Source organism: Acidaminococcus timonensis, from assembly GCF_900106585.1.
GTDB classification, from domain to species: domain Bacteria; phylum Bacillota; class Negativicutes; order Acidaminococcales; family Acidaminococcaceae; genus Acidaminococcus; species Acidaminococcus timonensis.
In genome coordinates this window covers 1026939-1052222 of the sequence record NZ_FNWH01000006.1, presented here as the reverse complement: position 1 = coordinate 1052222, position 25284 = coordinate 1026939, and the positions used below count along the sequence as shown (strand labels likewise).

The window sequence follows — 25284 nt, the reverse complement described above, 5'->3', positions numbered from 1 at the left end:
GGATACAATTTCCTGAATGAAGGAGAACCATGTTTAAAAAGAAATATACAGCTCCCCAGATGCTGGGAGTATTCTTCCTTTCGCTGGGTGTTTTCAGCGGAGGGACCTATTATTTGATAAAAGACTGGATCGGAGATCCGGGTGCCCTTTTCCAGATCGTCCGGACCATGCATCTGATCCAGCGTCATTATGTAGGGGAAACCGATCGGAAAGCCATTTATGACGGGGCACTGAAAGGCATGGTCAAAGTTTTGAACGATCCCTATTCGTCCTACCTGGACAACCAGGATTTTGCGGCCCTCTCCACCATGACCGAAGGCCATTTCGGCGGGGTGGGCATGGTCATGGGCCAGCAGAAGGACGGCCGGTTCGTGGTGGTTTCGCCCATTGAGGATACACCGGCCTTCCAGGCCGGGATCAAAGCCGGGGATATCCTGCTGAAGATCGACGGCAATGATCTTTCCGGCCAGAACCTGAACCAGGTGGTGAAGCAGATCCGGGGCGAAGATGGTTCCCAGGTGACCCTGACCCTGCAACGAGGGAACGAGGAGCCAAAGGACATCACTGTGACCCGCAGCGACATCAAACTGAAGAGCGTTTACGGGCGCATGGATGAGGGACATATCGGGTATATCCGGGTGACCAATTTCAATGAAGATACCGCAAGGGATTTCGGCACCAAACTCCAGGAACTGAAGGATCAGGGCATGGAAGCCCTGGTGCTGGACCTGCGGGATAACCCCGGAGGCCTGCTGGAAAGCGGCGTGGGTGTGGCCCGGTACCTGGTGCCCAAAGGCCCCATCGTTTCGGTCACCGACAAGGACGGCAACACCCAGACCGAAAGCTCCACCCTGGAATCGGTGGGATTCCCACTGGCGGTGCTGGTCAACCATGGCACTGCCAGTGCGGCGGAAATTGTGTCCGGCGCGATCCAGGACACCGGTTCCGGCAGACTGTTCGGGGGGAAGACCTATGGCAAGGGCGTGGTGCAGAACATTTTCCTGCTGAGCAACAAGACGGCGGTGAAGCTGACGGTGGCCAGGTACTACACCCCCAGCGGCCGCAGCATCGACAAGGTGGGCATCACCCCCGACCAGGTGGTGGAGGCCACCGACGAAGAAGGCACGAACCAGCTGCAGGCGGCAGAAGCATACCTGCGCAGCCAGCTGCAGAACAACTAACGGCAAGGAGCGTGGAACATGGAAATCTTGAAGACCCTGATGGAGCAATTGGAAGGCTGGAAGACGATTCTGCTGGGAGGCATGGACCAGGTTCCCTCCCTGCCTTTTGTCCGTACCGGCATGGAAGTGATGGCGGGCATTTTCGTCCTGCTGCTGATCGCCTACCGGTTCCGGGTGCACCAGTTGCGCCGGCAGCGGCGGCTGACCTATCAGATCAGCGGCATGATCAGCCACCTGTGCGATACCTATGACAGTCTGGAAGACGTGGACTGGAAGAAACAGAAAGCCTACCGGTACCATTTCCGGGATGGCCGGCTGGAAATCCAGGAACGGGACATCGACAGCCTCAGCGACCTGATCGGCCCCCTGCTGCCGGAAGATGCGGCCAAGTACCCGGAAGAGGTGCTGAAAGGGTATCTGGAAAAGGCCATGAAGACCTGCCAGCCTGTGGAATTCACCGCCCGGGAAAAAGCAGCAGACGGGACCTGGCACTGGAAATCCATCCTGTTCCAGGGCGTGAAGAAGGACGCCATCCATACCCGCAGCTGCCTGCTGCTGAAGCGGGATGTGAACGACACCCGGGGCGCTGAGATGGAAAAACGGGCCCGGCTGAGCCAGGACAGGGATCAGGCCAGAGAGGCCGTCCAGGCCAAGGCGGAATTTCTGAACCGGATCAGCCAGGATACCCGGGAAGCCCTGCGGGACATCATGGGCAATCTGACGTTGACCGAGGGGGAAGTGGACCCGGACCGGCGGAAGGAATACATGGAGCAGAGCCAGAGCAAAGTGCGGTACCTGATGAGCATGATCGAAGACGTGAAGGAACTGTCCGACATGGAAAACGGGACCCTGGAAACCCGCAGCGAAGCCTTTGACGTGGACAAAACCCTGGAAAAAATGAACGCTCTGTTCCAGAAAGAGGCGGCCAAGCGGGGAATTTCCTATTCCTGCAATGTGGAACCGTTGCTGTACACCCATCTGGTGGGAGACGAGAAACGGCTGGAACAGGTGCTGCTGAACCTCCTGACCAATGCGCTGCTGTTTACGGAGAAGGGGCAGCGGGTGCTGTGCGCCGTGCGCCAGAAGCTGGTGAAGAACAAAAAGGTGTGCATGGAGTTCACCGTGCTGTGTGCGGGCATGAAGATGCCCCAGAATATGGTGGACAAAGTGTTCCTGCCCTTTGAGCTGACCCGGCAGGTGGGCAGTGCCAAGGTCCACGGAGGTCTGGGGCTGGTGGTGACCCACCGCCTGGTACACCTGCTGGGAGGCCTGATCAAGGCGGACAACGCCGAAGGCAAGGGCATGCGGTTCATCATCGAACTGCCCTATGACTTCACCAACAGTGCGAAATAATAAGGAATATATCGGATGTACGAAAGAAATGCGTAGGGACGGCCCATAAGGGACGTCCGTTCCCAGGTACGAGATAACCGGTTGGCCCTCTGGGCGACCTGGGTTCGGGCTCCCCTGACGGGTAGCCCCTACGAATTTATTGTACAGTGCGTTGTTATCTTAGAAAGGATCCTGTTTATGTTACATATCGGATGTCACCTGTCCAGCAGCAAGGGGTTTGCGGCCATGGGGAGGACCGCGCTCAGCATCGGGGCGGATACCTTTGCCTTTTTCACCCGCAATCCCCGGGGCAGCAAGGCCAGGGAGACCGATCCGGCCGACGTGGCCGCCTTTCGGGAACTGTGGACACCCAACCGGGCCGTCCCCCTGGTGGCCCATGCTCCCTATACCCTGAACCCCTGCTCCAGCAAACCCCATGTGCGGGAGTTCGCCCGTGAGACATTGGCCGACGACCTGCGCAAAATGGAGGCCCTGCCCGGCAACTATTACAACATGCATCCGGGCAACCACCTGGGCCAGGGCAGCCAGACCGGCATTGTGCTCATCGGGGAGATCCTGAACCAGATCATCGATCCGGCCATGCATACCACGCTGCTGCTGGAGACCATGGCGGGGAAGGGGACGGAAATGGGCCGGAATTTCGGGGAACTGCGGGCCATCCTGGACCGGCTGGAACATCCGGAAAAAGTGGGCATCTGCCTGGATACCTGCCACGTCTGGGACGGTGGCTACGATATCGTCCACGACCTGGACGGGGTGCTGCAGGAATTCGATGACGTGGTGGGGCTGGAAAAGCTGAAGGCCATCCATCTGAACGACAGCAAGAATCCCCTGGGTGCGGCCAAAGACCGGCACGAGAAACTGGGGCAGGGGATGATCGGCCTGCCGGCCCTGAAAAACGTGGTGAACCATCCGGCCCTGCGGAAACTGCCCTTTATCCTGGAAACCCCCAATGATCTGGATGGGTATGCCGAAGAAATCCGGATCATGCGGGAAGCCAGAAAAGAGGCGGAAGAAGAATGAAGTTCCTTTCCATGATTGAAAAAAGCCCCCTGACCGTGCTGACCCTGGCGGGGGTGCTGGTGCTGCTGTACGGGCTGCTGCGGGCCCGGAAGACGAAGCTTTCCACCCATCAGGTGACCTGCTGCGCCCTGCTCCTGGCCCTGACCCTGATTTTGAGCCTGCTGCCCCTGTACCGGATGCCCTACGGGGGCACGGTGACCCTGGGGGGCATGCTGCCCATCATGCTCATCGCCTTTGCCTACGGGCCGGAAGTGGGATTTCTGGCCGGATTCGCCTATGGCATCCTGAACCTGCTGCTCAATCCCTACATCCTGCATCCGGTGCAGGTGCTGTTCGATTATCCGCTGCCTTTCATGGCACTGGGCCTGTGCGGGTTCTTCCCGAAGCATCCCTTCGGGGGCATGGTGGTGGCTGTGGGAGTGCGGTATCTGTGCCATTTCATTTCCGGTGTGGCCTTTTTTGCCAGCTATGCGCCGGCCGGCATGAGTCCGGTGGTGTATTCCCTGGTGGCCAATGGAACCTACCTGATCCCCGATCTGCTCATCTGCCTGGTGCTGTACCGGGTATTGCCCATGGAACGGTTCATGGGGCTGATGAAATAGGAAAAAATTCCTTGCAATTTTTCCTCTCTATGGTATAATAATCAAGTAACCAAAGTAGAGGCCACCTGCTTCTCACCTTGCGGCGATGCTCGACAGGGTCAGTGATACTGGATTTTGTAACGGGTGGACTTTGGTTCGCCCGTTTTATTTTATTGTCTTTTGTCAGAATCACTGGAGGTGAACGTCATAGCAAAAGAAGAACTGCGGATCAACGAAGCCATCCGCGCAAGAGAAGTCCGTGTGAACACGGCTGACGGCGAACAACTGGGGATCATGTCCCTGCGGGATGCCCTGCACCTGGCGGAAGAAAAACACCAGGACCTGGTGGAAATCGCCCCGAAAGCCAAACCTCCTGTCTGCCGCATCATGGATTACGGCAAGTATCTCTATGAACAGCAGAAGAGAGAAAAGGAAGCCCGGAAACGCCAGAGAATCATCGACGTAAAAGAAGTGAAACTCCGGATCCGGATCGAAGATCACGACTTCGATGTAAAGACCAAGAATGCCATCCGCTTCTTACAGGGCGGTGACAAGGTAAAAGTCACCATCATGTTCCGGGGCCGTGAAATGACCCATCCTGAACTGGGTGAACAATTACTGAATAGAATGGCTGACCAACTGCAGGAAATCGCAACTGTAGAAAGAAAGCCGAAACTGGAAGGACGCAACATGATCATGATCGTTGCTCCCAAAAGTTCCAAATAACAAGGAGGATGTCCAATCATGCCGAAAATGAAAACCCGCAGATCTGCTGCTAAACGCTTTAAAGCTACCGCTTCCGGTGAATTCAAACGTGGTAAAGCTTTCCGGAGCCACATCCTGGAACACAAATCTCCCGCTCGGAAGAGAAACCTGCGCAAAGCAACTCTGGTACATAAGACCGATCATGAACGCGTAGCCAAAATGCTGCCGTACGCATAATCTGAGTGTAGAGAATATCCAAGGAGGAACTTGAACAATGGCAAGAATCAAAGTCGGCGTAACTGCCCATAGACGTCATAAACACATCCTGGCCCTGGCCAAAGGCTACAGAGGTGCCAAGAGCAAACAATTCAAAAAAGCCAATGAAACCGTAATGAAGGGCCTGAGCTATGCCCGTCGTGACAGAAGAGCGAAGAAACGCGAATTCCGTCAACTGTGGATCGCTCGTATCAACGCTGCTACCCGTGCCAATGGCCTGAGCTACAGCCGTTTCATCGCCGGCCTGAACAAAGCTGGTGTGGAACTGGACCGCAAGGTACTGGCCGACATGGCTGTGAACGATGCCGCTGCTTTCACCAAACTGGTGGAAACTGCCAAGGCTGCTCTGTAAGAGAGAATATAAAAAGGCTGTCGCAATTGCGACAGCCTTTTTTGAGTACAAAGCAATCTTTGTCCTTCCCCCCTTTCAGGGGGGCACAAATTCCTGTAAGGAGGTGTCCACTATGTTCCAGAAAGAATCCATCCAGGCCGCCTTTGACCGGTACGTGGACCAGTTCGACAGGGCCACGCCGGGGATCGCCAGCAAACAGCTCCATTCCCATATCGTGAGCCGGCTGTGCGAGAAACTGGCTGCAAAGCTGGGGTGGAGCGGACACGATGTCCAGCTGGCCTGGGTCATGGGACTGCTCCACGATATCGGCCGGTTCGAACAGGCCCGCCGCTACCATACATTCCTGGATTATAAGTCCATGGACCACGCCCGCTTCGGGGTCATCTACCTGTTCGAATACGGTCATATCCGGGATTTTATCCCGGCTTCCGTGGATGATGAAGTGCTGGAGCTGTCCATCCTGTTCCACAGCGCCTATGAGATCCCGGCCAGCGTCACCGGGCGCAGCCGGCTGTTCTGTGAACTGCTGCGGGATGCGGACAAAATCGACCTGTTCCGGGTGTACGCCGGGTACCTGGCGCATCCGGAAACCGTGTGGCAGGTGTCCCTGGAGGATCTGGGGACCCAGGCACTGAGTCCGGCCGTGTTCCAGGAGGCCCTGGAAGGCAGGCTGGTCCATACCCGGAAAAAACGCACGGCCCTGGACTTTTTCACAGGCTGCCTGTGCCAGATCTTCGATATGACCTTCCAGCCCAGCCTGGAGGAAGTGCGGGAACAGGGGTATTACCAAAAACTCCTGGACTTCAGGGCCACCAACCCGGAAAGTGAGAAACAGCTGGCGCTGATCCGGGAAAAGTGCCGGGAAAAATTGGGGTAATCCTTGCTCTCCTCTGTAAACTATGTTATAATTTCCTAGTGCCGAAATGGCATAGAATCTACTTTAACCGTAGCGTTGCTGTGCGACACTCCGACGCCAGCACCAGCTATCGGCTCTTCAATGACTAAGGAGGAAGAGAATTATGTTAACGCCTGCAAGAAAAAAAGAACTGATCGAAACCTACCGCATCAACGAACAGGATACCGGATCTCCGGAAGTTCAGATTGCCATCCTGACCGAACGGATCAGCTATCTGACTGAACACCTGAAAAACAACAAGAAAGACCATCATTCCCGTCGCGGCCTGCTGAAAATGGTTGGTCAGCGCCGTGGCCTGCTGAACTACCTGATGAAGAAAAACATCGAACGGTACAGAAGCATCGTTGAAAGACTGGGCCTGCGGAAATAATTGCAGAACCGAAAAGACTGTCGCAATCGCGGCAGTCTTTTTTTAACCTGTGGAGACGTGGGGGAGGAAAACCATGCACGCTGAACAAAATTATACCCGGACTTATGCACGTCTGACCCGCTGGTTCCGGGGAAAACCCCGGGCCGTTGCCGGCCTGAAACTGCTGAACGGGATCCTGGTGGTGCTCATGTACATCGCCTACCCCCTGCTGCTGGCGGAGCTGTACCTGCGCCACCACAGCCTGCTGGATCCCCTTTTGCAGCGGGCCTTCTGGATCCCGGCCCTTTCTTTCCTGGTGCTGACGGTGGTACGCACCCGGATCAACCGTCCCCGGCCCTATGAATCCTGGCCCATCCGGCCTCTGATCCCCCGGAACAAACAGGGAGAATCCATGCCCAGCCGCCATGTGTTTTCCTCTACCGTGATTGCCATGGTGTACCTGTATGTGCACCCTCCACTGGGCATTCTGTTCCTGGTGGTCAGTCTCCTCAGTGCCCTGGTCCGGGTCCTGGGAGGTGTCCATTATCCCACCGACGTTACCGCAGGATTTGTGTCCGGGGTCCTGGCAGGGCTGCTGCTGTGGTTGTGGTGATGCCTGTGGGGACGGGAAGGCCCGACGGAAAACGGTTCCGGGAGGGAGACATTTTGCCTTTCTTGTGCACCCCTTGCGGAAATGGAATAAAAAGAGTATAATATAGACGATTGTTTTTTATTCTTAACGTTGGGAGATGTGCGAGCCGCATGAATAAATTCGTTCTGACTGCTGTTGTCTTTTCTTCGCTGACTGTTTCCGTTTCTGCTTCTGCTGCCGGTATGGTGCGGCGGGCTGTACCCTTCACGTATGGGGTACGTTCTACGGCTCCTGCCCATACGACCACCAGCTATTCCACTTCCGCCTACCGGGCACGTACCCGGAAATCCACCAAAAACACGCCGCTGGTGTACAATTCCATTTCCACCAAACAGGCCTATGCCTGGCGCAGAGATTTCGGCAAAAGCAATCTGCGCAAATGGAGCAGTGCAGAAGGGATGGATACGCCCTGGAGAAGCAATGCTGTGACGGATACGGTGCATTTCAAGGCATCCACCGTTGCGTTCCTGGATCATCTCAATGACCTGGCACGCCGCAACAACGTGACGTTTGTGATTACCGGCGGATCGGAAAAAGGGTACCATGCAGTGGGGACCTATTCCCACGGCAACGGCTACAAGGTGGATATTTCCGATGACGGCGCCATGTGGGGCAGCAAGGCCTTCAAGGTGCTACATCTGGCACTGGCACCGTTCAAGCATGAAATCGTCCATGAGCTGGACAATGCCCATTATGACATCACCATTTTCCCCCAGAATTATCGGGGCCGGTATTCCATGGGATATAAATTCTAAAAAAAGAACTGTCGCGCAATGCGGCAGTTTTTTTTGTGTTCTTTTGAAAACCACGCCATAGTGGCGTGGTTCCGGAAAGCTTATAGCTATGAAAAAAACTCCCAATGTAGTACGATGCAATTGACCTGTCAGTCATGCAAAGTAAAACATTAGGAGGTGCACTACAATGCCAAGTGGGCAAAGTAATGTTAACCATAGTTTAGCACACACAAGATGGAATTGTAAGTATCATATTGTGTTTGCTCCAAAGTATCGGAGAAAAGTTTTCTATGAAGAAAAAAGGTTGGCGATCAGAGAAATCTTACGACAACTTTGCTCATGGAAAGGGGTAGAGATTATCGAAGGAGAAATCTGTCCTGACCATGTGCATCTGTTAGTAAGTATCCCGCCCAAAATTAGCGTTTCGGGATTCATGGGATACCTGAAAGGCAAAAGCAGTCTCATGATTTTCCAGAAGTTTGGAAATATGAAATTTGCTTACCGAAATCGCGAATTTTGGTGCAAGGGATACTATGTCGATACTGTCGGCAAAAATACTGTGGCAATTAAAAATTATATTGCCAATCAGCTGAAGCAGGATAGGGTAGCGGATCAGTTAAGTATCTTCGACCCCAGGGACCCGTTTACGGGTAGCAAGTAATCCTGTGCGTGGCTGACAGGCCAATTTTTTAACGTACTTGTACGTTGCCAGTAGTATTAGGGCTATGCCCGAAAAGGAAAAACCACCCGCTATGCGGGTGGATGATTATTTTATCCATTGGCTAGTGGCTAGTGGCTAGTGGCTAGTGGCTAGTGGCTAGTGGCTAGTGGCTAGTGACTAGTGACTAGTGGCTAGTGACTAGTGAAGCGGACGTGAGAAACGAGTTTCACACGTCCTTGATCCCCGTCCCGTCAAACAGGGGAATGAACTGGCTGTCGGCACTGGAGGCCTCCTGGACGAAACCGTCTTCGATGGGGCTCTGGAACAGGTAGTCTTCCACCTCCTGGTATTCCTGATCGGACAGCGGCCGGCCGATTTCCGGGTACTGGCCCGTGGCGGCTTTGCTGCAGGGCACGTACTGGCGCATCAGGCTGAACAGCACTTCTCCCGGGCCGAAGTGGTCCGCCACCCAGTCGATGATCTTTTTGCTGTCTTCCAGCTGGCCCGGAAGGATCATATGGCGGATGATGACCCCCTTTTTCAGCAGGCCCGTTTCTTCGTCCATCTGGTAGGGCCCCGTTTGCCGGTACATTTCCAGGATGGCCCTGGTGGCGATGGCAAAGTAATCTTTGGCATGGCTGTAGCGCAGGGCCGCGGCCTCGTTTCCATATTTCAGGTCGGGCAGGTAGATCTGCACTTTGCCTTCCAGCCGGCGCAGGGTCTCCACCTTTTCGTAGCCCCCGCAGTTATACACCACCGGTACGGGCAGTTTTGGCTCCAGGGATTCCAGGATGGCGGGCAGGAAATGGGTGGGGGTCACCAGGTTGATGTTGTGGGCCCCCTGGGCGATCAGGTTCCGGTATACGTTCCGCAGGCCTTCCACCGTCACCGGCCAGCCCCTGCCTCCGCAGCTGATCTCGCTGTTCTGGCAGAACACACACTGGAGGGTGCAGCCTGAAAAGAACACCGTCCCGCTGCCGCCGCTTTCGCCGCTGATGCAGGGTTCCTCCCACAGGTGCAGGGCCGCCCGGGCAGCTTGCGGCTGCCAGGGCATGCGGCAGTAGCCATAGGTGCCGGGTGCACCTTTGGCAGCAGGCCGGTCCACCCGGCATTCATGGGGACAAAGGGTACAAAGGGTCATGAAACAGGTCCTTCTTTCGTGTGTGATAGCAGTATTATAACACATCGTGAAGAGGTCAGAGAAAAGAGCAGGGTGGTTGTGAATTCCATTGACATTTGGCGGCCCTCCATATTATAATTTGAAGGACAGATCATGTGACTGACGGAAGTGGGTTTACCCACAGGGAGCATGATCCTTGCTTGCCGACCGTCTGGGCACCTGTTTTGGTCCCGGGGCGGCTTTTTTTGTTTGGTCAATTAAGGAGGAATCGTTCATGAAAGAATTGAAACTGAAGTATGGCTGCAACCCCAACCAGATCCCTGCCCGGATCTTCATGGCAAACGGCGCTGATCTGCCCGTAACCGTTCTCAACGGCAAACCGGGCTACATCAACTTCCTGGATGCCTTCAACAGCTGGCAGCTGGTGCGGGAACTGAAAAGGGCCACCGGCCTGCCTGCGGCCGCTTCCTTCAAGCACGTGAGCCCTGCCGGTGCGGCTGTGGGCCTGCCGCTGACGGATACCCTGAAAAAGATCTACGGCGTGGAACACCTGGAACTGTCCCCGCTGGCTGCTGCCTATGCCCGTGCCCGTGGGGCCGACCGCATGAGCTCCTTCGGCGACTGGGTGGCCCTGTCCGACGTGTGCGACAAAGCCACCGCCCTGGTGCTGCAGCATGAAGTGTCAGACGGCGTCATCGCTCCGGGGTACGAACCGGAAGCCCTGGAAATCCTGTCCGCCAAGAAAAAGGGCCGCTACAACGTGGTACAGATCGACCCGGACTATGAACCGGAAGAACTGGAACGGAAACAGGTCTTTGGCATTACCTTTGAACAGAAACGGAACAACGACCACATCACCACCGAACTGCTCCAGAACCGTCCCACCAAAAACAAGGACATCCCGGAAGCTGCCCAGCGGGATCTGCTGATTGCCATGATCACCCTGAAATACACTCAGTCCAACTCCGTCTGCTACGTGAAGGACGGCCAGACCATCGGCGTGGGCGCCGGCCAGCAGAGCCGGATCCACTGCACTCGTCTGGCAGGGGACAAGGCCGACAAGTGGTGGCTGCGGCAATGCCCGAAAGTCCTGAATCTGCCGTTCAAGGCGGACATCCGTCGCCCGGACAAGGACAATACCATCGATGTATACACCTCCGACGATTGGGAAGACGTGCTGGCTGACGGTACCTGGCAGCTGTTCTTCACCGAAAAGCCCGAACCCATGACCCGGGAGGAACGGAAAGCCTGGATTGCCAAAAACACCGGGGTGGCCCTGGGCTCCGATGCCTTCTTCCCCTTTGGGGACAACATCGAACGGGCCCATCGCAGCGGCGTGGAATACGTGGCCCAGACCGGCGGCAGCATCCGTGACCAGAACGTCATCGACACCTGCGACAAGTATGGGATCGCCATGGCCATGACCGGTGTCCGTCTGTTCCATCATTGATCCTGAGAAAATCCTCCTCCCTGCGGGGAGGATTTTTTTGTCTCTGCCCACTCTTTCCTGTGCAAAAAATACAAAAAACAAATTTCCACAAAATTGTTGACAAACGTTATAAAGCTGTTTATAATAAGCACCATCAAGTTCAAAAATGTAACCAACAATGACTGCGAAGGAAAAAAGATCAGGACATTGGATCTTCAGAGAGTCGGTACCTGCTGCGAGCCGATGATCCAATCCTGAACGATAACTGGTTCCAGAGTCGTCCGGGTGATATGTAGTCCGGAACGGGAGGTCCCGTTACAGACCTTAGCCTTACAAGTGAACCTGAGAGGCGAAAGGGTCGGCGCAAGCCGGCTGAACAAGGGTGGTACAGCGTGGAAGTTGATCCTCGCCCCTTCATTTGTATGAGGGGCGGGGATTTTTTTATAGCCCGCCTCGGAAAAACAAGGAGGAATTGATTATGCATAAGCCCATTAAAAAGTACATTCCCTTTGAGGGAGTCAGCCTTCCCGACCGTACCTGGCCGGATAAAGAGATCACCAAGCCCCCCATCTGGTGCAGCGTGGATCTGCGGGATGGGAACCAGGCCCTGGTCACCCCCATGCAGCTGGAAGAGAAACTGCTGCTGTTCACCACCCTGGTGAAAATCGGTTTCAAGGAAATCGAAGTGGGATTCCCGTCCGCTTCCGATACGGAATATGAAATCCTGCGGACCCTGATCGAGGACCACTACATCCCCGATGATGTGACCGTCCAGGTACTGGTGCAGGCCCGTCCTGAACTGATCAAGAAGACCTTTGAAGCGGTGAGAGGCGCCAAGAATGTGATCATCCACTTCTACAACTCCACTTCCACCCTGCAGAGAAAGATCGTCTTCCGCAAGGACAAGGCAGGCATCACCAAGATTGCTGTGGATGGGGCCAAACTGATCCGGGAACTGACCGAAAAAGAAGTTGCCAAAAGCGGCATGAACATCCGGTACGAATATTCTCCGGAAAGCTTCACCGGCACCGAAACCGATTATGCCGTGGAAATCTGCGAAGCCGTCATGGATACCCTGGGCGCCACCAAGGAAAACCCGGTGATCATCAACCTGCCCTCCACGGTGGAGATGTCCACCCCCAACACCTATGCGGACCAGATCGAATACTTCATCCGTCATCTGAAGGACCGGGATCGGGCCATCATCAGCGTCCATCCCCACAATGACCGGGGTGAAGGCGTGGCCGCCACGGAACTGGCCATGATGGCCGGTGCTGACAGAGTGGAAGGCACCCTGTTCGGCAACGGCGAACGGACCGGGAACGTGGACATCGTCACCCTGGCCCTGAACATGTACACCCACAATGTGGATCCCAAACTGGACTTCTCCCACATCAACCGGATCAAACGGATCTGCGAACGGGTGACCAAGATGAAAGTGGAACCCCGTCATCCCTATGCCGGGGAGCTGGTCTTCACCGCTTTCTCCGGATCCCATCAGGATGCCATCCGCAAAGGCTTCAAATATATGGCTGATACCAACAGCCGGTACTGGGAAGTTCCCTATCTGCCCATCAACCCGGCAGATATCCACCGGGAATATGAACCGGTGATCCGGATCAACAGCCAGAGCGGCAAGGGCGGCGCAGCTTTCGTGATGCAGCAGGCTGTGGGCTACTACCTGCCCAAGGAAATGCATCCGGAATTCGGCCATATGGTCAAGGCCGCGGCCGATGAATACGGCGACGAACTGAGCGCCAGCCAGATCGTGGATCTGTTCAATAAAAAGTACGTGGACTTCGGCGGCAAGTATGAACTGAAGGCCCACAAGGTATACGACAACCACGAGGGCGATGAGAACAACAGCACCATCTTCGAAGGGGATGTGAAGGCCGACGGCACCGAGATGCACATCACCGGAACCGGCAACGGGCCCATCGATGCCTTCTTCAACGCCCTGAACAAGATCGGGGTGGACGGATTCGAGTTCATCAACTATCATGAACACGCCATCAGCCAGGGCTCCAATTCCAAGGCCATTTCCTACATTGAACTGAAGAAACCGGATGGCAAGCACATCTTCGGTGTAGGCATCCATCCCAACATCAACACCGCCTCCCTGCTGGGCATTGTGAATGCCATCAACCGTGCCATTGCAGGAGAAGAATAAACAAAAGCCATAAGGCAGCCATTACCCCTAATCCAAGCAAAGGACCTGTCCTCCAGTGAGGACAGGTTCTTTTGCTTGGGTTAGGGGGGACACAAGTAATTGTCCTTCCCTGAAAGGGAAGGGGGACCGTTGCGCGTCAGCGCAATGGTGGATAGGTTCGTACACCGACCCTGCGAGTAGCACCGGAGTAACACCGTCTTGAAAAGGTAGATAGGCGTGCGAACCCCCTACCCGCAAGCGGGCTCTTTCCCCCTTTCAGGGGGACACAAAGCTCTATCCTTCCCGCAACAGCTGTGACGAAGAGGAACGGCTCAGTCTCGGGGAAAAGGGAAGGGGGACCGTCCGAATGACGACCATCCCACCATCATATCCGCCCTTTTCAAGGGCGGGGGACCAGCCGCATGGCTGGTGGTGGGTTCTGACATCGACAGTACGAGTAACACCGTCTTGAAAAAGTAGAGAGGTGTGCGAACCCCCTACCCGCAAGCGGGCCCTTTCCCCCTTTCAGGGGGATACAAATCTTTTGTCCTTCCCTGCGACGGCTGTGACGAGAAGGAACAGCCTAGTCCCGGGGAAAAGGGAAGGGGATGGGGATGGGGAAACCAAGGATTTGTCCTTCCCTGAAAGGGAAGGGGGACCAGCCGAATGGCTGGTGGTGGGTTCTGACATCGACAGTACGAGTAACACCGTCTTGAAAAGGTAGAGAGGTGTACGAACCCCCTACCCGCTGAAGCGGGTCCTTTCCCCCTTTCAGGGGGACACAAATCTGTTGTCCTTCCCTGAAAGGGAAGGGGGACCGTCCGAATGGACGGTGGATAGGTTTTTACATCGACAGTACGAGTAACACCGTCTTGAAAAGGCAGAGAGGCGTGCGAACCCCCTATTCATGTGGCAGAACACCGCCATGGTGTTCCAGCAGTTCAATCTGTTCCACGAAATGACCGTGAAGGAAAATGTGGAATTCGGCCTGCTGAAGGTGAAACACCGAAAGCCAGAAGAAGTGTTCGACCATCCGAAAGAAGCCCGGACGAAACAGTTCTTCGAGACATTGCACAGAGAATAAAAAGCCCGGTTCCAGACCTGGGAACGGAACGTCTCTTACGGGCCGTCCCTGCGCATCCACCCCTTCCCTTATTTTTTCAAATAAGGGGTTGCATCTCCTGCATCCCTGTGCTATAATAACATTCGTTCGGTAAACACGCCCGTAGCTCAGTGGATAGAGCAACGGCCTCCGGAGCCGTGTGCGGTGGTTCGATTCCACTCGGGCGTACCATTCAAATGTTACCTCATAGTTCGCGTCAGCGGGGTATGAGGTTTTTTGTTGCATGGAACTTTTTTCAGACAGACGAAAAGAGCAAAATGTGCTATAATGAAAAAGTTGTCAATCCAGTGCGAGAGAAAAGAGGTTATGCCGTGGTTACAATCACTGATCGCGTGCGTTTTTCAGAAACGGATCTGATGGCGGTGGTCCATCACACCAACTACCTGCGCTGGTTTGAAGCCGGCCGGGTGGCCTATTTCCGTCAGGCGGGCATCGACCTGAACGACCTGCAGAAGGCAGGGTACATGATTCCCATCGTGGACGTCCAGGCCCATTTCAAACAGTCGGCCCGTTTCGACGATATTTATGAAGTCCAGACCACTTTGGTGAAAGTCAGCCGCATCACCATCGAATTCCGGTATAAGATCCTGCGGAAGAGCGATGGGGCTTTGCTGGTGGAAGGCACTTCCCGGAATGCATTTGTGAACCTGGAAGGGAAGCCCGAACGGCTGACCGGGGAATATTTTGACAAATTGCAGCAATTGGCTGCTCAAGAAAGGGAGAACCAAGCATGATCAATGTGATTTTACTGATTCTGGGGTTGTGCGTACTGGGGCTGCTGGTGATGATCGTCTATGCTGCCCTGAAACCCACGGATGCCACCCGGGTGGTGGTGGAGGAAAAGACTCCGCTGCAACTGGACCATCTGGACCACGATACGGCGGTCCTGCGTTTTGAAGTCCCGCTGCGGAACAAAAGCCAGGAAAGTGCAGCCATTACGGACTGCTTCGTCCGGCCCTACCTGCCCCAGGAACAGTTTCCGGATGCCTGGGCGGAAGGCAATGTGGAAAAAAGCGACCGGCGCCGGGATGACCATTATTTCGAAGCCCTGGTGCTGAAGGAATGGTCCGAATGGAAACTGATCGTCACCCTGACCCTCCACGCCCGCAACGGCAAGGATATGCGTGACCTGCTGCAGCACATGGTGGACATGGACAGCTGCATCTTCGTATGCGGCGTGGGCCGGAAAGCCCATTACGTGCGGAAATTCTTCTTCACGGTGTTTGCAGATGAACTGAAGAAACTGGGGGGTGCCTACAATGGCTGAGAACTATGAAATCATTCCGATTCCGACCCGGATTTTGACGGTCCATGATAACATCGTGGACGCGGTACGGGAATTTGGGGGAGACAAGATCGGCCCCCGCGATGTGGTGTGCGTGGCCGAAAGTGTGGTGGCCATCACCCAGAACCGGGCCATCCGTCCCGAAACCCTGAAGATTTCCTTTGCCGCCAAAGTGCTGAGCCAGCTGTTCCCCGGCATCGGGAGCATCGGCAACTGGTCCGCTATGCAGAGCCTCCTGAACGAGTCCGGCACCCTGAAAGTGCTGATTGCTGTGGTGTGCGGCTTCTTCGCCAAATGCGTGGGCAAGAACGGTGTATTCTATATGATGGGCGGCGAACAGGCCCGTCTGATCGACGATATCACCGGGACCATGCCTCCCTACGACAAGCACATCGTGCTGGGGCCCAAGAACCCGGTGAAGGTGTCTGAAAGCATCAAGGAAGGGCTGGGCTGCTTCGGTGCGGCTGTGGCCGACGTAAACGACCTGAAACGGTCCTGCTGCCTGGGTTGCACCCGGGGTGTGGATCCCCGCAAGGTGGAACGGATCCTGATCAACAATCCCTTCGGCAACGACAGCCAGAAGACTCCGATCTGCGTCATCAAAAATTATATCGATTAAAAACAAAACCCTCCGGACCTGGGAACGGACGTCCCTCATGGGCCGTCCCTACGCATTGCTCGTACATACGACTGCATCGTAGGGGCTACCCGTCAGGGGAGCCCGGACCCAGGTCGCCGGTCGGTTTTTTTTTGCACCAGTGACGCAAAAAGAAGTACTGGATTTATCCTGTTTTTACAGGTACAATAGCTATTGTAGAAAAGGTAGGTGAATTGGATGTTGGAAGTTGTAATCGCAACCCATAATTTGGGTAAAGTAGAGGAGTTCAAATCACTGATGGATGAACTCGGCATCACCTTTACCTGCCTCAGCGATTATCCCCCGGTGCCCGAACCCGAGGAAACGGGCCGCACCTTTGCGGCCAACGCCCGCCTGAAGGCCCGGTACTATGCCAGGGCCCTGGGGAAGGTCTGCCTGGCCGACGATTCCGGCCTGGAAGTGCTGAGCCTGAAAGGGGCTCCCGGTGTGCGTTCTGCCCGGTATGCCGGTGAGGATGCCACCGATGAAGAAAACAACAATCTGCTCCTGGCCAATATGAAGCTGCAGGTGCGCCGCAATTGCCGGTTCTTCTGCGCCCTGGCCGTGGCCAACCCGGAAGGGAAGATCCTGCTGGAAAGCGCGGGGATCTGTGACGGCATCCTGCTGCACGAACCCCATGGCACCAACGGCTTCGGCTACGATCCGCTGTTCTGGTCCACGGAGCTGCACAAACCTCTGGGAGAGGCCACCATGGAAGAAAAGAATGGCATCAGCCATCGGGCCAAGGCCATTCGCAAGCTGGTGAACCAATGGAAAAAGATGAACAAATGAGGATCGGGGTGGTCAGCGACACCCACGGCGATCTCCATGCCCTGCGCCAGGTACTGGACCAGGCCGGGGAAGTGGACCTGTGGCTCCACGCCGGGGATTACAGCCAGGACGCCCCCTACATCGAAGAGAAGACCGGCATCCCGGTGTACGCTGTCTGCGGCAACTGCGACAGCTATACCGACCGGGCTCCCGCCGAACTGGTGACGAAGCAGCTGGGCGTTACCCTGGCCATGACCCACGGCCATCGGTACGTGCGGTACAATGACTGGAGCCGGCTGTTCTATTTTGGAGAGGAAAAGCAGGCCGATGTGGTGATCTTCGGCCACATCCACGTGCCTGTCTGCGTGGAAGAAGACGGCATCCTGCTGGTGAATCCCGGCAGTCCCAGCCGTCCCAGGAACGGGGTGCCCAGTTTCGGGATCCTGACCCTGGAAAAAGGCAAAAAGCCGAAGTTCGAAGTCATCGAAGTGAGGGAGTAAAACCCTCTACCCGCAAGCGGGCCCTTTCCCCCTTCCAGGGGGACACAATGCTTTGTCCTTCCCTGAAAGGGGAGGGGGACCAGCCGAATGGCTGGTGGAGGGGTTTATTTGTAAGAGGAGGAATTTGAATTGGCCAATACAGAAGAACTGAATCGTGAATCACTGGAAATGCATGCCAAAAACCATGGCAAACTGGAAGTCCGCTGCAAGGTGCCTCTGGAAAATGGACATGATCTGTCCATTGCCTACACCCCCGGTGTAGCTGAACCCTGCCGCAAGATCAAAGAGAACCATGACCTGTCTTTTGAATACACCTGCCGGGGCAACATGGTGGCCGTCATCAGCGACGGGACCCGTGTGCTGGGCCTGGGGGACATCGGACCGGAAGCCGCCATGCCCGTTATGGAAGGCAAGGCCGTGCTGTACAAGAAATTCGGGGACGTGGATGCTGTGCCCATCTGCATCGACACCAAGGACCCCAAAGAATTCGTGAATATCGTGGAAAAACTCCAGCCTTCCTTCGGCGGCATCAACCTGGAGGACATCTCTTCCCCCAAATGCTATGAAATCGAAGCCGAACTGATCAAACGGTGTAAGATTCCGGTGTTCCATGATGACCAGCATGGTACGGCCATCATCGCCTGCGCCGCCATCGTAGGGGCCCTGCGCTATGTGAAGAAGGACATCGACAAGGTCAAAGTGGTGGTGAACGGCTGCGGCGCTGCCGGTTCCGCCATCGGCAAACTGCTGGTGAAACTGGGTGTGAAGGACCTGACCATGATCGATGTACACGGCGCTGTGTATGAAGGTCGGCCCGGCGATATGGACATGGCCACGGCCTATCTGGCCGGTTGCACCAACCAGCGTCACTATACCGGCGACCTGAAGGGGGCCGTGAAAGGGGCCGATGTGCTGCTGGGCGTTTCCGCTCCCCGGCTGTTCACCCGGGAGATCATCCAGAGCATGGGCAAGGATCCCATCGTGTTCGCCCTGGCCAATCCGGTGCCGGAAACCACCTATGAGGAAGCCAAAGCTGCCGGCGCTGCCGTGGCCGGTACGGGCCGCAGCGATGCCCCCAACCAGGTGAACAATGTATGCGTGTTCCCGGGGATCTTCCGGGGTGCGCTGGCTGTCCGTGCCTCCGCCATCACGGAAGAGATGAAGGTGGCCGCTGTGAAAGCCATTGCCGGCCTGATCAGCGAGGACGAACTGAAAGAAGACTATGTGGTGCCCGGCGCCTTCGACCGCCGCATCGTTCCGGCCATTGCCGCTGCCGTAGCCAAAGTGGCCATGGAACAGGGCATCGCCCGGGTCAAACGGGATCCCGAAGACATCCGCAAAGAGGCGGCCGAACGGGTAGAAAGAAACTGGAATCACTAATGCAAAGGGAGGAATAGAGGATGAAAATGAAAAAACTGGCTCTGGTGCTGGCCGGACTGCTGGCACTGACGGGACTGGCTGCCGGCTGCGGCAGTTCTACAGATTCCAAATCCAGCGGAGGAGACAAGAAAGTGGTGCTGAAAGTGGGGGCTTCTCCGGTGCCTCACGCAGAAATTTTGAACCAGATCAAACCCCTGCTGGCCAAAGAAGGGGTGGATCTGCAGGTAGTGGAATTCACCGATTACGTGAAACCCAACCTGAGCCTCAGCGACAAGGAAATCGACGCCAACTTCTTCCAGCACAAACCCTACCTGGATAAGTTCTGCAAAGACCGGAACCTGTCCCTGGTCTCCATGGGGGCTGTGCACATCGAACCCATGGGCGTATACTCCAAAAAGATCAAAGACCTGAAGGAACTGAAGGACGGCGCCAAAGTGGCCATCCCCAACGATCCCACCAACGGTGGCCGTGCCCTGGCCATCCTGGAAAAAGCCGGCCTGATCAAACTGAAGGAAGGGGTGGGGGTCCTGGCTACGGCCAACGACATCGTAGACAACCCCAGAAACCTGCAGATCACCGAAGCCGAAGCAGCCATGCTGCCCCGTACCCTGGATGATGTGGACATCGCCGTGATCAATTCCAACTTTGCCATGGAAGCCAAGCTGAATCCCACGAAGGATGCCCTGTTCATCGAAGCCAAGGATTCCCCCTACGCCAACATCGTAGCCGTCCGTAAGGGCGACGAACAGCGGCCGGAAATCCAGAAGCTGATGAAAGCCCTGCAGAGCCCCGAAGTGAAGAAATTCATCGAAGACAAATACAAAGGCGCCATCATCCCGGCATTCTAAAAGTCAGAGAAACTCCGAACCCTGCGTAGGGACGGCCCATAAGGGACGTCCGTTCCCAGGTCTCCCGGAGGGTAACGAAACAGCGGTCCGATCATTTCAATCGGACCGCTACTTTTTTGCCTATTTTTAACGTTTGTGGTGTTACGTCGCAGTCGTAACACAAGATTTTGACCCCGCCGGCCTCCGCTTCCAGCAAAGCCTGGCCAAAATCCGGATCCGTGCGCCAGTTGGGTTCGAAATGGTCCACGTCCGCCATCTGGACCACCAGGAACAGGTATACATCGTACCCTTCCTGATGGGCCTTCACCAGTTCGTGGAGATGCTTGCTGCCCCGGGCAGTGGGGGCGTCCGGGAACCGGACCACGCCGTCTTCCTCCAGGGTTACGCCCTTCACTTCCATGAACGCCTTCCGCGGGCCCTGTTCGAAGTAAAAGTCGAACCGGGACTGGTCATACTTCGTCTCCGGCCGCACCAGGGTCACCCCGGGCAGGCCGCCCTGTTCCAGCCACTCCTGCACCACCTTGTTCGGGGCCTGGGAATCCATGTTGATGAGCCGCTCTCCCTTTTGTACCGTCACCAGGTCGTAGGCCGTTTTCCGGGCCGGATTGTCGCTGTGCACCAGGTATACCGTACAGCCCGGCACCAGCAGCTCTCTGCAGCGGCCCGTATTCTTCACGTGGCACGTTTCTTCCCGGCCGCCGATTTCCACCTGGGCAATGAACCGGTTGGGGCGGGAGATGAATGTTCCTTCTACAATGTTCGGATATTCCATGGCCATCACCACAGCTTCAACGTTTCCAGGTCGTCGGGCACGAACAGGTTGCCGCCGTAGTAGGCCTTGCCCTCTTCCGTGTACAGGGCTTTGCGCTGGGCCAGGTGGTTGTCCTCCGTATGGTACAGCACCAGGTTGGGTACCTGCAGCCGTTCTCCGTTTTCGCAGGCTTCCTTCACCGTGGAGTGGTGCTTTTCGTACGGGCGGTAGCGCTCCCGGTCCCGGTACAGGCAGAACGCCTCGTGGAGCAGCCATTCGCTGCCGCTGAGGCGGGTAAAATTGGCGTCGTTCATCGGTTCATCCCCGCAGCAGCCCAGCTTGTGGCCGTGGCTTTCCAGGGTGTAGCCGAACTGTTTGGCCTTCGTGGAGTGGATGTCGAAGAAGGTCACATCCCAGCCCCGGATCTTCCGGGTTTCCCCGTCCTCCACCTGGATGAAGTGGAGCCGGGTGTCCAGAAAGGGCAGGTCCACCGGGTCCAGGAGCAGGGGGGCTGTGGTGCGCAGCAGGTGGATCATCTCATCGTGGCCGTAGATCCGGGCCTCCCCGGTGTACGTGCCCCGGCGCATGGCCTTTACAATCATGCGGATCAGCCAGAAGATGCCCAGCACATGGTCCATATGGCGGTGGGTGACGAAGATGTCCTTGATCTTCTGCCAGGGAAGCCGGGCCCGCTGCAGCTGGCGCAGGATGCCGTTTCCGCCGCCTCCGTCCACCAGCAGGTACCTTTCGTTCTGGCGCAGCACATAGCACGTGTTGTAACAGCGGGTAGAAATGGCATGCCCTGTACCCAAAAATAAAATTTCCATGCAGTTTCCTCCAATCGTACGATTGGTTATAGTATAGCGTATTGGAAGAATTTAGAAAAGCAATGGGTTCTTACATCGACAGTACGAGTAACATCGACTTTAAAAGGTAGAGAGGTGTGCGAACCCCCTACCCGCAAGCGGGTCCTTTCCCCCTTTCAGGGGGACACAAAGCTTTTGTCCTTCCCTGGAAGGGAAGGGGGACCATCCGAATGGATGGTGGATGGGTTCATACATCGACAGTACGGGTAACATCGACTTTAAAAGGTAGAGAGGTGTGCGAACCCCCTACCCGCAAGCGGGCCCTTTCCCCCTTTCAGGGGGACACAAATCTTCACTACCCCCCTCCCCACCAACCCCTGTCATTTTCTGTTCCCTTCATCCGTTCCATATGGTACAATAATATATACGTGAATTTGGCCAGCTGGCTGGCCTTGGATAGATAGGAGAACGAAATGCGGGAATTTACGAAAATCACCATCACCCGAAAAGGGGAGCGGATGGCCCGGGGCGGCCACCCCTGGGTGTTTGCGGACGAAGTGCTGGACGTGGCCGGGCCGGTGGAAAACGGAGCCCTGGTGGACGTGGTCAGCGAAAAAAAGGGCAAGTACATCGGTACGGGTTTCTATAACGACAACTCCAAGATCCGGGTGCGCCTGATTTCCTGGAACGCCAACGACAAGTTCGACCAGGCCTTCTTCGAACGGCGGCTGCGGTACGCCATTGAGTACCGCAAAACCGTCATGCCCGGCGACGATTTCAAGGCCTGCCGCCTGATCTTTGGCGAGGCCGACGGCTTTCCGGGCCTTACCGTGGACCGGTTCCAGGACGTGCTGGTAGCCCAGGTGCTCAGCCTGGGCATCGAACAGCGCAAAGAGCTGCTGTTCACCCTGCTCCTGAAGATCCTGCGGGAAATGGGCGAGGACGTGAAGGGCATCTACGAGCGCAACGATGTGAAGATCCGGGAACTGGAGGGCATGACCGAAGGCAAGGGCATCGCGGCCGTTCCCGGCAGCACCCTGACGGAGGCCGACCTGATGCCCGTCATCACCGAAAACGGCCTGCGCTACCATGTGGACGTGGTGAACGGCCAGAAGACCGGCTTTTTCCTGGACCAGAAGTACAACCGGCTGGCGGTGTCCCGGATCTGTGCCGGCAAACATGTGCTGGATTGCTTCACCCACACCGGCCCCTTTGCCATGAATGCAGCCAGAGGCGGTGCGGCCAGCGTCACGGCCGTGGATATTTCCGGAGAGGCCCTGAAACGGGCCCGGGACAATTTCGCCCTGAACGGATATGAAGACAAGATCCAGACCGTGGAAGCCAATGTGTTCGACTACCTGACGGACCTGGAGGAAAAGAAACAGCATCCCTTCGACTTCATCATCCTGGATCCGCCGGCCTTCACCAAAAGCAGCCACACGGTGAAAAGTGCCTTCCGGGGCTATAAGGAAATCAACCTGAAAGCCATGAAACTGCTGCCCCGGGGCGGCTATCTGGCCACCTGCTCCTGCAGCCACTTCATGAAAAGCGAGCTGTTTGTGCAGATGCTCCACGAGGCGGCCCGGGATGCCGCCGTTTCCCTGCGCCAGGTGGAAGCCCGGCAGCAGGCCCCCGATCATCCCATCCTGTACAATGTACCGGAAACGGATTATCTGAAATTCTATATTTTCCAGGTGGTGTAAGAAAACCGGTCCTGCCCGGTTCATCGCCTCCTGGGGATTGAGAGGTGTTCCATGTTCAAGAAAATGCGTATGGTGCTGGCCCTGTGTTCTCTGGTGGGCCTGGGCGGAGCGGCCCTGGTGCCTCAGCTGGCCGCAGCCCAATCCACGGAAGAACGGTTCCAGCAGTCCAAGATCATCATGATGACCACCCGAAACGGGGCGGCCTTCTATGCCGAACCCAACAAAGACAGCCTGACCCTGGGGTTCTATCCCAAAGGGACCATTTTCGTGCCCATCAACCAGACCCGCAATATGGAGGAAGGCAAAGTCTACAATCTGTGCATCCGTTTTGACGGCGCCGTCGGATGGCTCTCATCCGATGATGTGGCGCTGACTCGCAAATAAGTATCCGGAGTGCGGCCGATCCAGAGGGCGGCCGTACATCCGTCAGACACCGCCTCAGGGGAAGGCGGGCGAGGGGAGAGATCCGAATGGATGAACAGAAAGAGAACCATTCCGTAGAGGAAAAACAGGAAGAACTGGAAGAACGGGTAGAGAACGAACTGATTTCCGCCCTGAAATGCAAGGATGAGAAAGCCGTCCGCCGACTGATGGAGGACGCCCATCCCATCGATATCGCCTATGCACTGGAAGAAGCCAGCGACAGCGAGATCCTGTTCCTGGCCAGCCTTTTGACCGACCAGCAGATGGCCGAAATCATCGAACAGGCCGACGACGAGCTCCAGGTGCGGATCATGAAGCTGTTCGATCTGAACAAGATTTTGAACATCTTCCAGCACATGTCCAAGGATGATATCGTCGATATCCTGGGCGACATGCCTGCCAACCGGCGGAAAGAGCTGGTCAAGCTCATGAAGACCAGCGACCAGGAGGTCATCCGGAACCTGCTGGGGTATGGGGAGAGCACCGCCGGTGGTATCATGACCACCGAATACATTTCCATGCGGGCCAGCCTTACGGTGAGCCAGGCACTGGAAAAAGTGAAGGAAATCGCTCCCAAGACAGAAGAAATCAACATATTATACGTACTGAACGACAAGAAACAGCTGGTGGGCACCGTTTCCCTGCGGGAACTGCTGGTGGCCAAGAACTATGATACCCTGCAGGATATCATGGAGGACAACGTGATCTCCGTTGAGCCTGAGTCCGACCAGGAAGACGTGGCCCGGCTGGTTTCCAAATACGACCTCCATGCCATCCCCGTTGTGAACAAGCGGAAGGGCATGCTGGGGATCATCACCGTTGACGATATCATCGATGTCATCGAAGAAGAAAACACCGAAGATATGTTGAAAATGGGTGGTGTCAGCAAGGAAGAAGACGTGGACAGCACCGTGATGGAAAGCGTGCGGCTGCGGCTTCCCTGGCTGCTCATCAACCTGGTGACGGCCTTTTTGGCATCATCCGTGGTCTCCCTGTTCGAGGACACCATCAGCCAGGTGGTGGCCTTGGCCGCCGCCATGCCCATCGTGGCCGGGATGGGGGGCAATGCCGGTACCCAGACCCTGGCCGTGGTGGTCCGGGGCATCGCCCTGGGCGACATCAAGCTCCACGGCAACGGAGTGCGGATTGCCCGCGGCATTGCCGTAGGGTTCATCAACGGTTTGGTGAACGGGCTCATTGCCGGTGCGGTGATCGTATGGATCAATCACAACATCGCCCTGGGCGTCATCATCCTGGTGGCCATGATCGTGAACCTGATGATTGCCGCATTGGTGGGCTTCCTGGTACCGGTGATCCTGAAAGCCATGAATTACGACCCGGCTGTGGCCTCCAGCATTTTCATCACCACCTTCACCGATGTGTGCGGGTTCTTCGTATTCCTGGGCCTGGCCAAGATGTTTTTACCGTATCTGTTATAAGGAAACGAAAGGCGCTGTGAAAAAATCATTCACAGCGCCTTAAATTTGCCAGCGTAAGCTGGCTTCCATCGGCTAGAGACTAGTGACTAGAGACTAGTGACGGGGATGTGAAAATCATTTTTTTCACATCCCCTTTT

At 56.0% G+C, this 25284-nt stretch carries 28 protein-coding genes, 1 tRNA gene and 1 riboswitch; of the genes, 26 read left to right on the top strand and 3 right to left on the bottom strand.

Going from position 1 to position 25284, the window contains the following annotated elements:
- Positions 1–29 precede the first annotated feature (29 nt).
- From BQ5462_RS08760 to tnpA, 12 genes are all read left to right on the top strand, one after another.
- Complete coding sequence (locus BQ5462_RS08760) at positions 30–1181, top strand: S41 family peptidase (RefSeq protein WP_071142948.1); 1152 nt, start codon at positions 30–32, stop codon at positions 1179–1181.
- An 18-nt stretch (positions 1182–1199) separates the two neighbouring features.
- Positions 1200–2534, top strand: a complete 1335-nt coding sequence (locus BQ5462_RS08755) for a sensor histidine kinase (RefSeq protein ID WP_071142947.1) — start codon at positions 1200–1202, stop codon at positions 2532–2534.
- Positions 2535–2711: 177 nt separating this feature from the next.
- Complete coding sequence (locus BQ5462_RS08750) at positions 2712–3557, top strand: deoxyribonuclease IV (RefSeq protein WP_071142946.1); 846 nt, start codon at positions 2712–2714, stop codon at positions 3555–3557.
- Positions 3554–4159, top strand: a complete 606-nt coding sequence (gene thiT, locus BQ5462_RS08745) for an energy-coupled thiamine transporter ThiT (protein ID WP_071142945.1) — start codon at positions 3554–3556, stop codon at positions 4157–4159. Before BQ5462_RS08750 ends, thiT begins: the two co-directional genes overlap by 4 nt.
- A gap of 171 nt (positions 4160–4330) precedes the next feature.
- On the top strand, positions 4331–4864 hold the full coding sequence (gene infC, locus BQ5462_RS08740) for a translation initiation factor IF-3 (protein ID WP_205407976.1): 534 nt from the start codon (positions 4331–4333) through the stop codon (positions 4862–4864).
- Between the two features lie 18 nt (positions 4865–4882).
- Positions 4883–5080, top strand: a complete 198-nt coding sequence (rpmI, locus tag BQ5462_RS08735) for a 50S ribosomal protein L35 (RefSeq protein ID WP_071142943.1) — start codon at positions 4883–4885, stop codon at positions 5078–5080.
- 37 nt (positions 5081–5117) lie between these two features.
- A complete protein-coding gene (gene rplT, locus BQ5462_RS08730; protein ID WP_071142942.1) occupies positions 5118–5471 on the top strand; it encodes a 50S ribosomal protein L20 in 354 nt (117 codons plus the stop codon).
- Between the two features lie 112 nt (positions 5472–5583).
- Positions 5584–6348: an HD domain-containing protein gene (locus BQ5462_RS08725; protein WP_071142941.1), complete on the top strand. Its 765-nt coding sequence runs from the start codon at positions 5584–5586 to the stop codon at positions 6346–6348.
- Between the two features lie 142 nt (positions 6349–6490).
- Positions 6491–6757 carry a 30S ribosomal protein S15 gene (rpsO, locus tag BQ5462_RS08720; protein ID WP_071142940.1) on the top strand — a complete coding sequence of 89 codons (267 nt, stop codon included), beginning with the start codon at positions 6491–6493 and terminating at the stop codon, positions 6755–6757.
- Between the two features lie 73 nt (positions 6758–6830).
- Positions 6831–7349 (top strand): phosphatase PAP2 family protein, encoded by a 519-nt coding sequence (locus BQ5462_RS08715; protein WP_071142939.1) that lies wholly within the window; start codon positions 6831–6833, stop codon positions 7347–7349.
- A gap of 149 nt (positions 7350–7498) precedes the next feature.
- Positions 7499–8143: a hypothetical protein gene (locus BQ5462_RS11370; protein ID WP_071142938.1), complete on the top strand. Its 645-nt coding sequence runs from the start codon at positions 7499–7501 to the stop codon at positions 8141–8143.
- A 166-nt stretch (positions 8144–8309) separates the two neighbouring features.
- Positions 8310–8783 (top strand): IS200/IS605 family transposase, encoded by a 474-nt coding sequence (gene tnpA, locus BQ5462_RS08705; RefSeq protein ID WP_071141708.1) that lies wholly within the window; start codon positions 8310–8312, stop codon positions 8781–8783.
- Between the two features lie 226 nt (positions 8784–9009).
- Here tnpA and BQ5462_RS08700 read toward each other — a convergent pair whose 3' ends face one another.
- Positions 9010–9924 (bottom strand): radical SAM protein, encoded by a 915-nt coding sequence (locus tag BQ5462_RS08700; protein ID WP_071142937.1) that lies wholly within the window; start codon positions 9922–9924, stop codon positions 9010–9012.
- A 124-nt stretch (positions 9925–10048) separates the two neighbouring features.
- A riboswitch (ZMP/ZTP riboswitch) is annotated at positions 10049–10127 on the top strand.
- A 50-nt stretch (positions 10128–10177) separates the two neighbouring features.
- Between BQ5462_RS08700 and BQ5462_RS08695 the strand changes: the two genes are divergently transcribed.
- The 11 genes from BQ5462_RS08695 to BQ5462_RS08650 all read left to right on the top strand — a co-directional run bounded on the left by BQ5462_RS08695 (position 10178) and on the right by BQ5462_RS08650 (position 20025).
- Complete coding sequence (locus BQ5462_RS08695; protein ID WP_071142936.1) at positions 10178–11353, top strand: phosphoribosylaminoimidazolecarboxamide formyltransferase; 1176 nt, start codon at positions 10178–10180, stop codon at positions 11351–11353.
- A gap of 457 nt (positions 11354–11810) precedes the next feature.
- Positions 11811–13502, top strand: a complete 1692-nt coding sequence (gene leuA, locus BQ5462_RS08690) for a 2-isopropylmalate synthase (protein WP_071142935.1) — start codon at positions 11811–11813, stop codon at positions 13500–13502.
- Positions 13503–14388: 886 nt separating this feature from the next.
- The gene (locus BQ5462_RS11265; protein WP_159429684.1) at positions 14389–14565 is read left to right on the top strand and encodes a hypothetical protein; all 177 of its coding nucleotides are present in this window, start codon (positions 14389–14391) and stop codon (positions 14563–14565) included.
- A gap of 135 nt (positions 14566–14700) precedes the next feature.
- Positions 14701–14775, top strand: a tRNA-Arg gene (locus BQ5462_RS08685).
- A 140-nt stretch (positions 14776–14915) separates the two neighbouring features.
- Entirely contained in the window at positions 14916–15338 is a 423-nt protein-coding gene (locus tag BQ5462_RS08680) for an acyl-CoA thioesterase (RefSeq protein ID WP_071142934.1), read from the top strand.
- Positions 15335–15871: a hypothetical protein gene (locus BQ5462_RS08675; protein ID WP_071142933.1), complete on the top strand. Its 537-nt coding sequence runs from the start codon at positions 15335–15337 to the stop codon at positions 15869–15871. The genes BQ5462_RS08680 and BQ5462_RS08675 overlap by 4 nt, the downstream gene beginning before the upstream one ends.
- On the top strand, positions 15864–16508 hold the full coding sequence (locus tag BQ5462_RS08670) for a coenzyme F420-0:L-glutamate ligase (RefSeq protein WP_071142932.1): 645 nt from the start codon (positions 15864–15866) through the stop codon (positions 16506–16508). Before BQ5462_RS08675 ends, BQ5462_RS08670 begins: the two co-directional genes overlap by 8 nt.
- Before the next feature lie 216 nt (positions 16509–16724).
- Entirely contained in the window at positions 16725–17318 is a 594-nt protein-coding gene (rdgB, locus tag BQ5462_RS08665) for an RdgB/HAM1 family non-canonical purine NTP pyrophosphatase (RefSeq protein WP_071142931.1), read from the top strand.
- Positions 17297–17797, top strand: a complete 501-nt coding sequence (locus BQ5462_RS08660) for a metallophosphoesterase (RefSeq protein WP_235819609.1) — start codon at positions 17297–17299, stop codon at positions 17795–17797. The genes rdgB and BQ5462_RS08660 overlap by 22 nt, the downstream gene beginning before the upstream one ends.
- A gap of 129 nt (positions 17798–17926) precedes the next feature.
- A complete protein-coding gene (locus BQ5462_RS08655; RefSeq protein ID WP_083378121.1) occupies positions 17927–19177 on the top strand; it encodes an NAD(P)-dependent malic enzyme in 1251 nt (416 codons plus the stop codon).
- Positions 19178–19203: 26 nt separating this feature from the next.
- Complete coding sequence (locus BQ5462_RS08650) at positions 19204–20025, top strand: MetQ/NlpA family ABC transporter substrate-binding protein (RefSeq protein WP_205407973.1); 822 nt, start codon at positions 19204–19206, stop codon at positions 20023–20025.
- Positions 20026–20116: 91 nt separating this feature from the next.
- On the opposite strand, the gene sfsA is transcribed toward BQ5462_RS08650, so the two are convergent.
- Positions 20117–20797 carry a DNA/RNA nuclease SfsA gene (gene sfsA, locus BQ5462_RS08645; RefSeq protein ID WP_071143364.1) on the bottom strand — a complete coding sequence of 227 codons (681 nt, stop codon included), beginning with the start codon at positions 20795–20797 and terminating at the stop codon, positions 20117–20119.
- Between the two features lie 5 nt (positions 20798–20802).
- On the bottom strand, positions 20803–21603 hold the full coding sequence (locus BQ5462_RS08640) for an MBL fold metallo-hydrolase (RefSeq protein ID WP_071142928.1): 801 nt from the start codon (positions 21601–21603) through the stop codon (positions 20803–20805).
- Between the two features lie 452 nt (positions 21604–22055).
- Between BQ5462_RS08640 and BQ5462_RS08635 the strand changes: the two genes are divergently transcribed.
- The 3 genes from BQ5462_RS08635 (at position 22056) to mgtE (ending at position 25147) form a co-directional block, all read left to right on the top strand.
- Complete coding sequence (locus tag BQ5462_RS08635) at positions 22056–23285, top strand: class I SAM-dependent rRNA methyltransferase (RefSeq protein ID WP_071142927.1); 1230 nt, start codon at positions 22056–22058, stop codon at positions 23283–23285.
- Positions 23286–23336: 51 nt separating this feature from the next.
- Positions 23337–23669: a hypothetical protein gene (locus BQ5462_RS08630; protein ID WP_071142926.1), complete on the top strand. Its 333-nt coding sequence runs from the start codon at positions 23337–23339 to the stop codon at positions 23667–23669.
- Between the two features lie 86 nt (positions 23670–23755).
- On the top strand, positions 23756–25147 hold the full coding sequence (gene mgtE, locus BQ5462_RS08625; RefSeq protein WP_071142925.1) for a magnesium transporter: 1392 nt from the start codon (positions 23756–23758) through the stop codon (positions 25145–25147).
- Positions 25148–25284 lie beyond the last annotated feature (137 nt).

Excerpts from the sequence above, each read along its gene's own strand:
- BQ5462_RS08760 (WP_071142948.1), top strand. The coding sequence starts at position 30 with ATGTTTAAAAAGAAATATACAGCTCCCCAGATGCTGGGAGTATTCTTC.
- BQ5462_RS08755 (WP_071142947.1), top strand. The coding sequence starts at position 1,200 with ATGGAAATCTTGAAGACCCTGATGGAGCAATTGGAAGGCTGGAAGACG.
- BQ5462_RS08750 (WP_071142946.1), top strand. The coding sequence starts at position 2,712 with ATGTTACATATCGGATGTCACCTGTCCAGCAGCAAGGGGTTTGCGGCC.
- thiT (WP_071142945.1), top strand. The coding sequence starts at position 3,554 with ATGAAGTTCCTTTCCATGATTGAAAAAAGCCCCCTGACCGTGCTGACC.
- rpmI (WP_071142943.1), top strand. The coding sequence starts at position 4,883 with ATGCCGAAAATGAAAACCCGCAGATCTGCTGCTAAACGCTTTAAAGCT.
- rplT (WP_071142942.1), top strand. The coding sequence starts at position 5,118 with ATGGCAAGAATCAAAGTCGGCGTAACTGCCCATAGACGTCATAAACAC.
- BQ5462_RS08725 (WP_071142941.1), top strand. The coding sequence starts at position 5,584 with ATGTTCCAGAAAGAATCCATCCAGGCCGCCTTTGACCGGTACGTGGAC.
- rpsO (WP_071142940.1), top strand. The coding sequence starts at position 6,491 with ATGTTAACGCCTGCAAGAAAAAAAGAACTGATCGAAACCTACCGCATC.
- BQ5462_RS08715 (WP_071142939.1), top strand. The coding sequence starts at position 6,831 with ATGCACGCTGAACAAAATTATACCCGGACTTATGCACGTCTGACCCGC.
- BQ5462_RS11370 (WP_071142938.1), top strand. The coding sequence starts at position 7,499 with ATGAATAAATTCGTTCTGACTGCTGTTGTCTTTTCTTCGCTGACTGTT.
- tnpA (WP_071141708.1), top strand. The coding sequence starts at position 8,310 with ATGCCAAGTGGGCAAAGTAATGTTAACCATAGTTTAGCACACACAAGA.
- BQ5462_RS08700 (WP_071142937.1), bottom strand. The coding sequence starts at position 9,924 with ATGACCCTTTGTACCCTTTGTCCCCATGAATGCCGGGTGGACCGGCCT.
- BQ5462_RS08695 (WP_071142936.1), top strand. The coding sequence starts at position 10,178 with ATGAAAGAATTGAAACTGAAGTATGGCTGCAACCCCAACCAGATCCCT.
- leuA (WP_071142935.1), top strand. The coding sequence starts at position 11,811 with ATGCATAAGCCCATTAAAAAGTACATTCCCTTTGAGGGAGTCAGCCTT.
- BQ5462_RS11265 (WP_159429684.1), top strand. The coding sequence starts at position 14,389 with ATGTGGCAGAACACCGCCATGGTGTTCCAGCAGTTCAATCTGTTCCAC.
- BQ5462_RS08675 (WP_071142933.1), top strand. The coding sequence starts at position 15,335 with ATGATCAATGTGATTTTACTGATTCTGGGGTTGTGCGTACTGGGGCTG.
- BQ5462_RS08670 (WP_071142932.1), top strand. The coding sequence starts at position 15,864 with ATGGCTGAGAACTATGAAATCATTCCGATTCCGACCCGGATTTTGACG.
- rdgB (WP_071142931.1), top strand. The coding sequence starts at position 16,725 with ATGTTGGAAGTTGTAATCGCAACCCATAATTTGGGTAAAGTAGAGGAG.
- BQ5462_RS08660 (WP_235819609.1), top strand. The coding sequence starts at position 17,297 with ATGGAAAAAGATGAACAAATGAGGATCGGGGTGGTCAGCGACACCCAC.
- BQ5462_RS08650 (WP_205407973.1), top strand. The coding sequence starts at position 19,204 with ATGAAAAAACTGGCTCTGGTGCTGGCCGGACTGCTGGCACTGACGGGA.
- sfsA (WP_071143364.1), bottom strand. The coding sequence starts at position 20,797 with ATGGAATATCCGAACATTGTAGAAGGAACATTCATCTCCCGCCCCAAC.
- BQ5462_RS08640 (WP_071142928.1), bottom strand. The coding sequence starts at position 21,603 with ATGGAAATTTTATTTTTGGGTACAGGGCATGCCATTTCTACCCGCTGT.
- BQ5462_RS08635 (WP_071142927.1), top strand. The coding sequence starts at position 22,056 with ATGCGGGAATTTACGAAAATCACCATCACCCGAAAAGGGGAGCGGATG.
- BQ5462_RS08630 (WP_071142926.1), top strand. The coding sequence starts at position 23,337 with ATGTTCAAGAAAATGCGTATGGTGCTGGCCCTGTGTTCTCTGGTGGGC.
- mgtE (WP_071142925.1), top strand. The coding sequence starts at position 23,756 with ATGGATGAACAGAAAGAGAACCATTCCGTAGAGGAAAAACAGGAAGAA.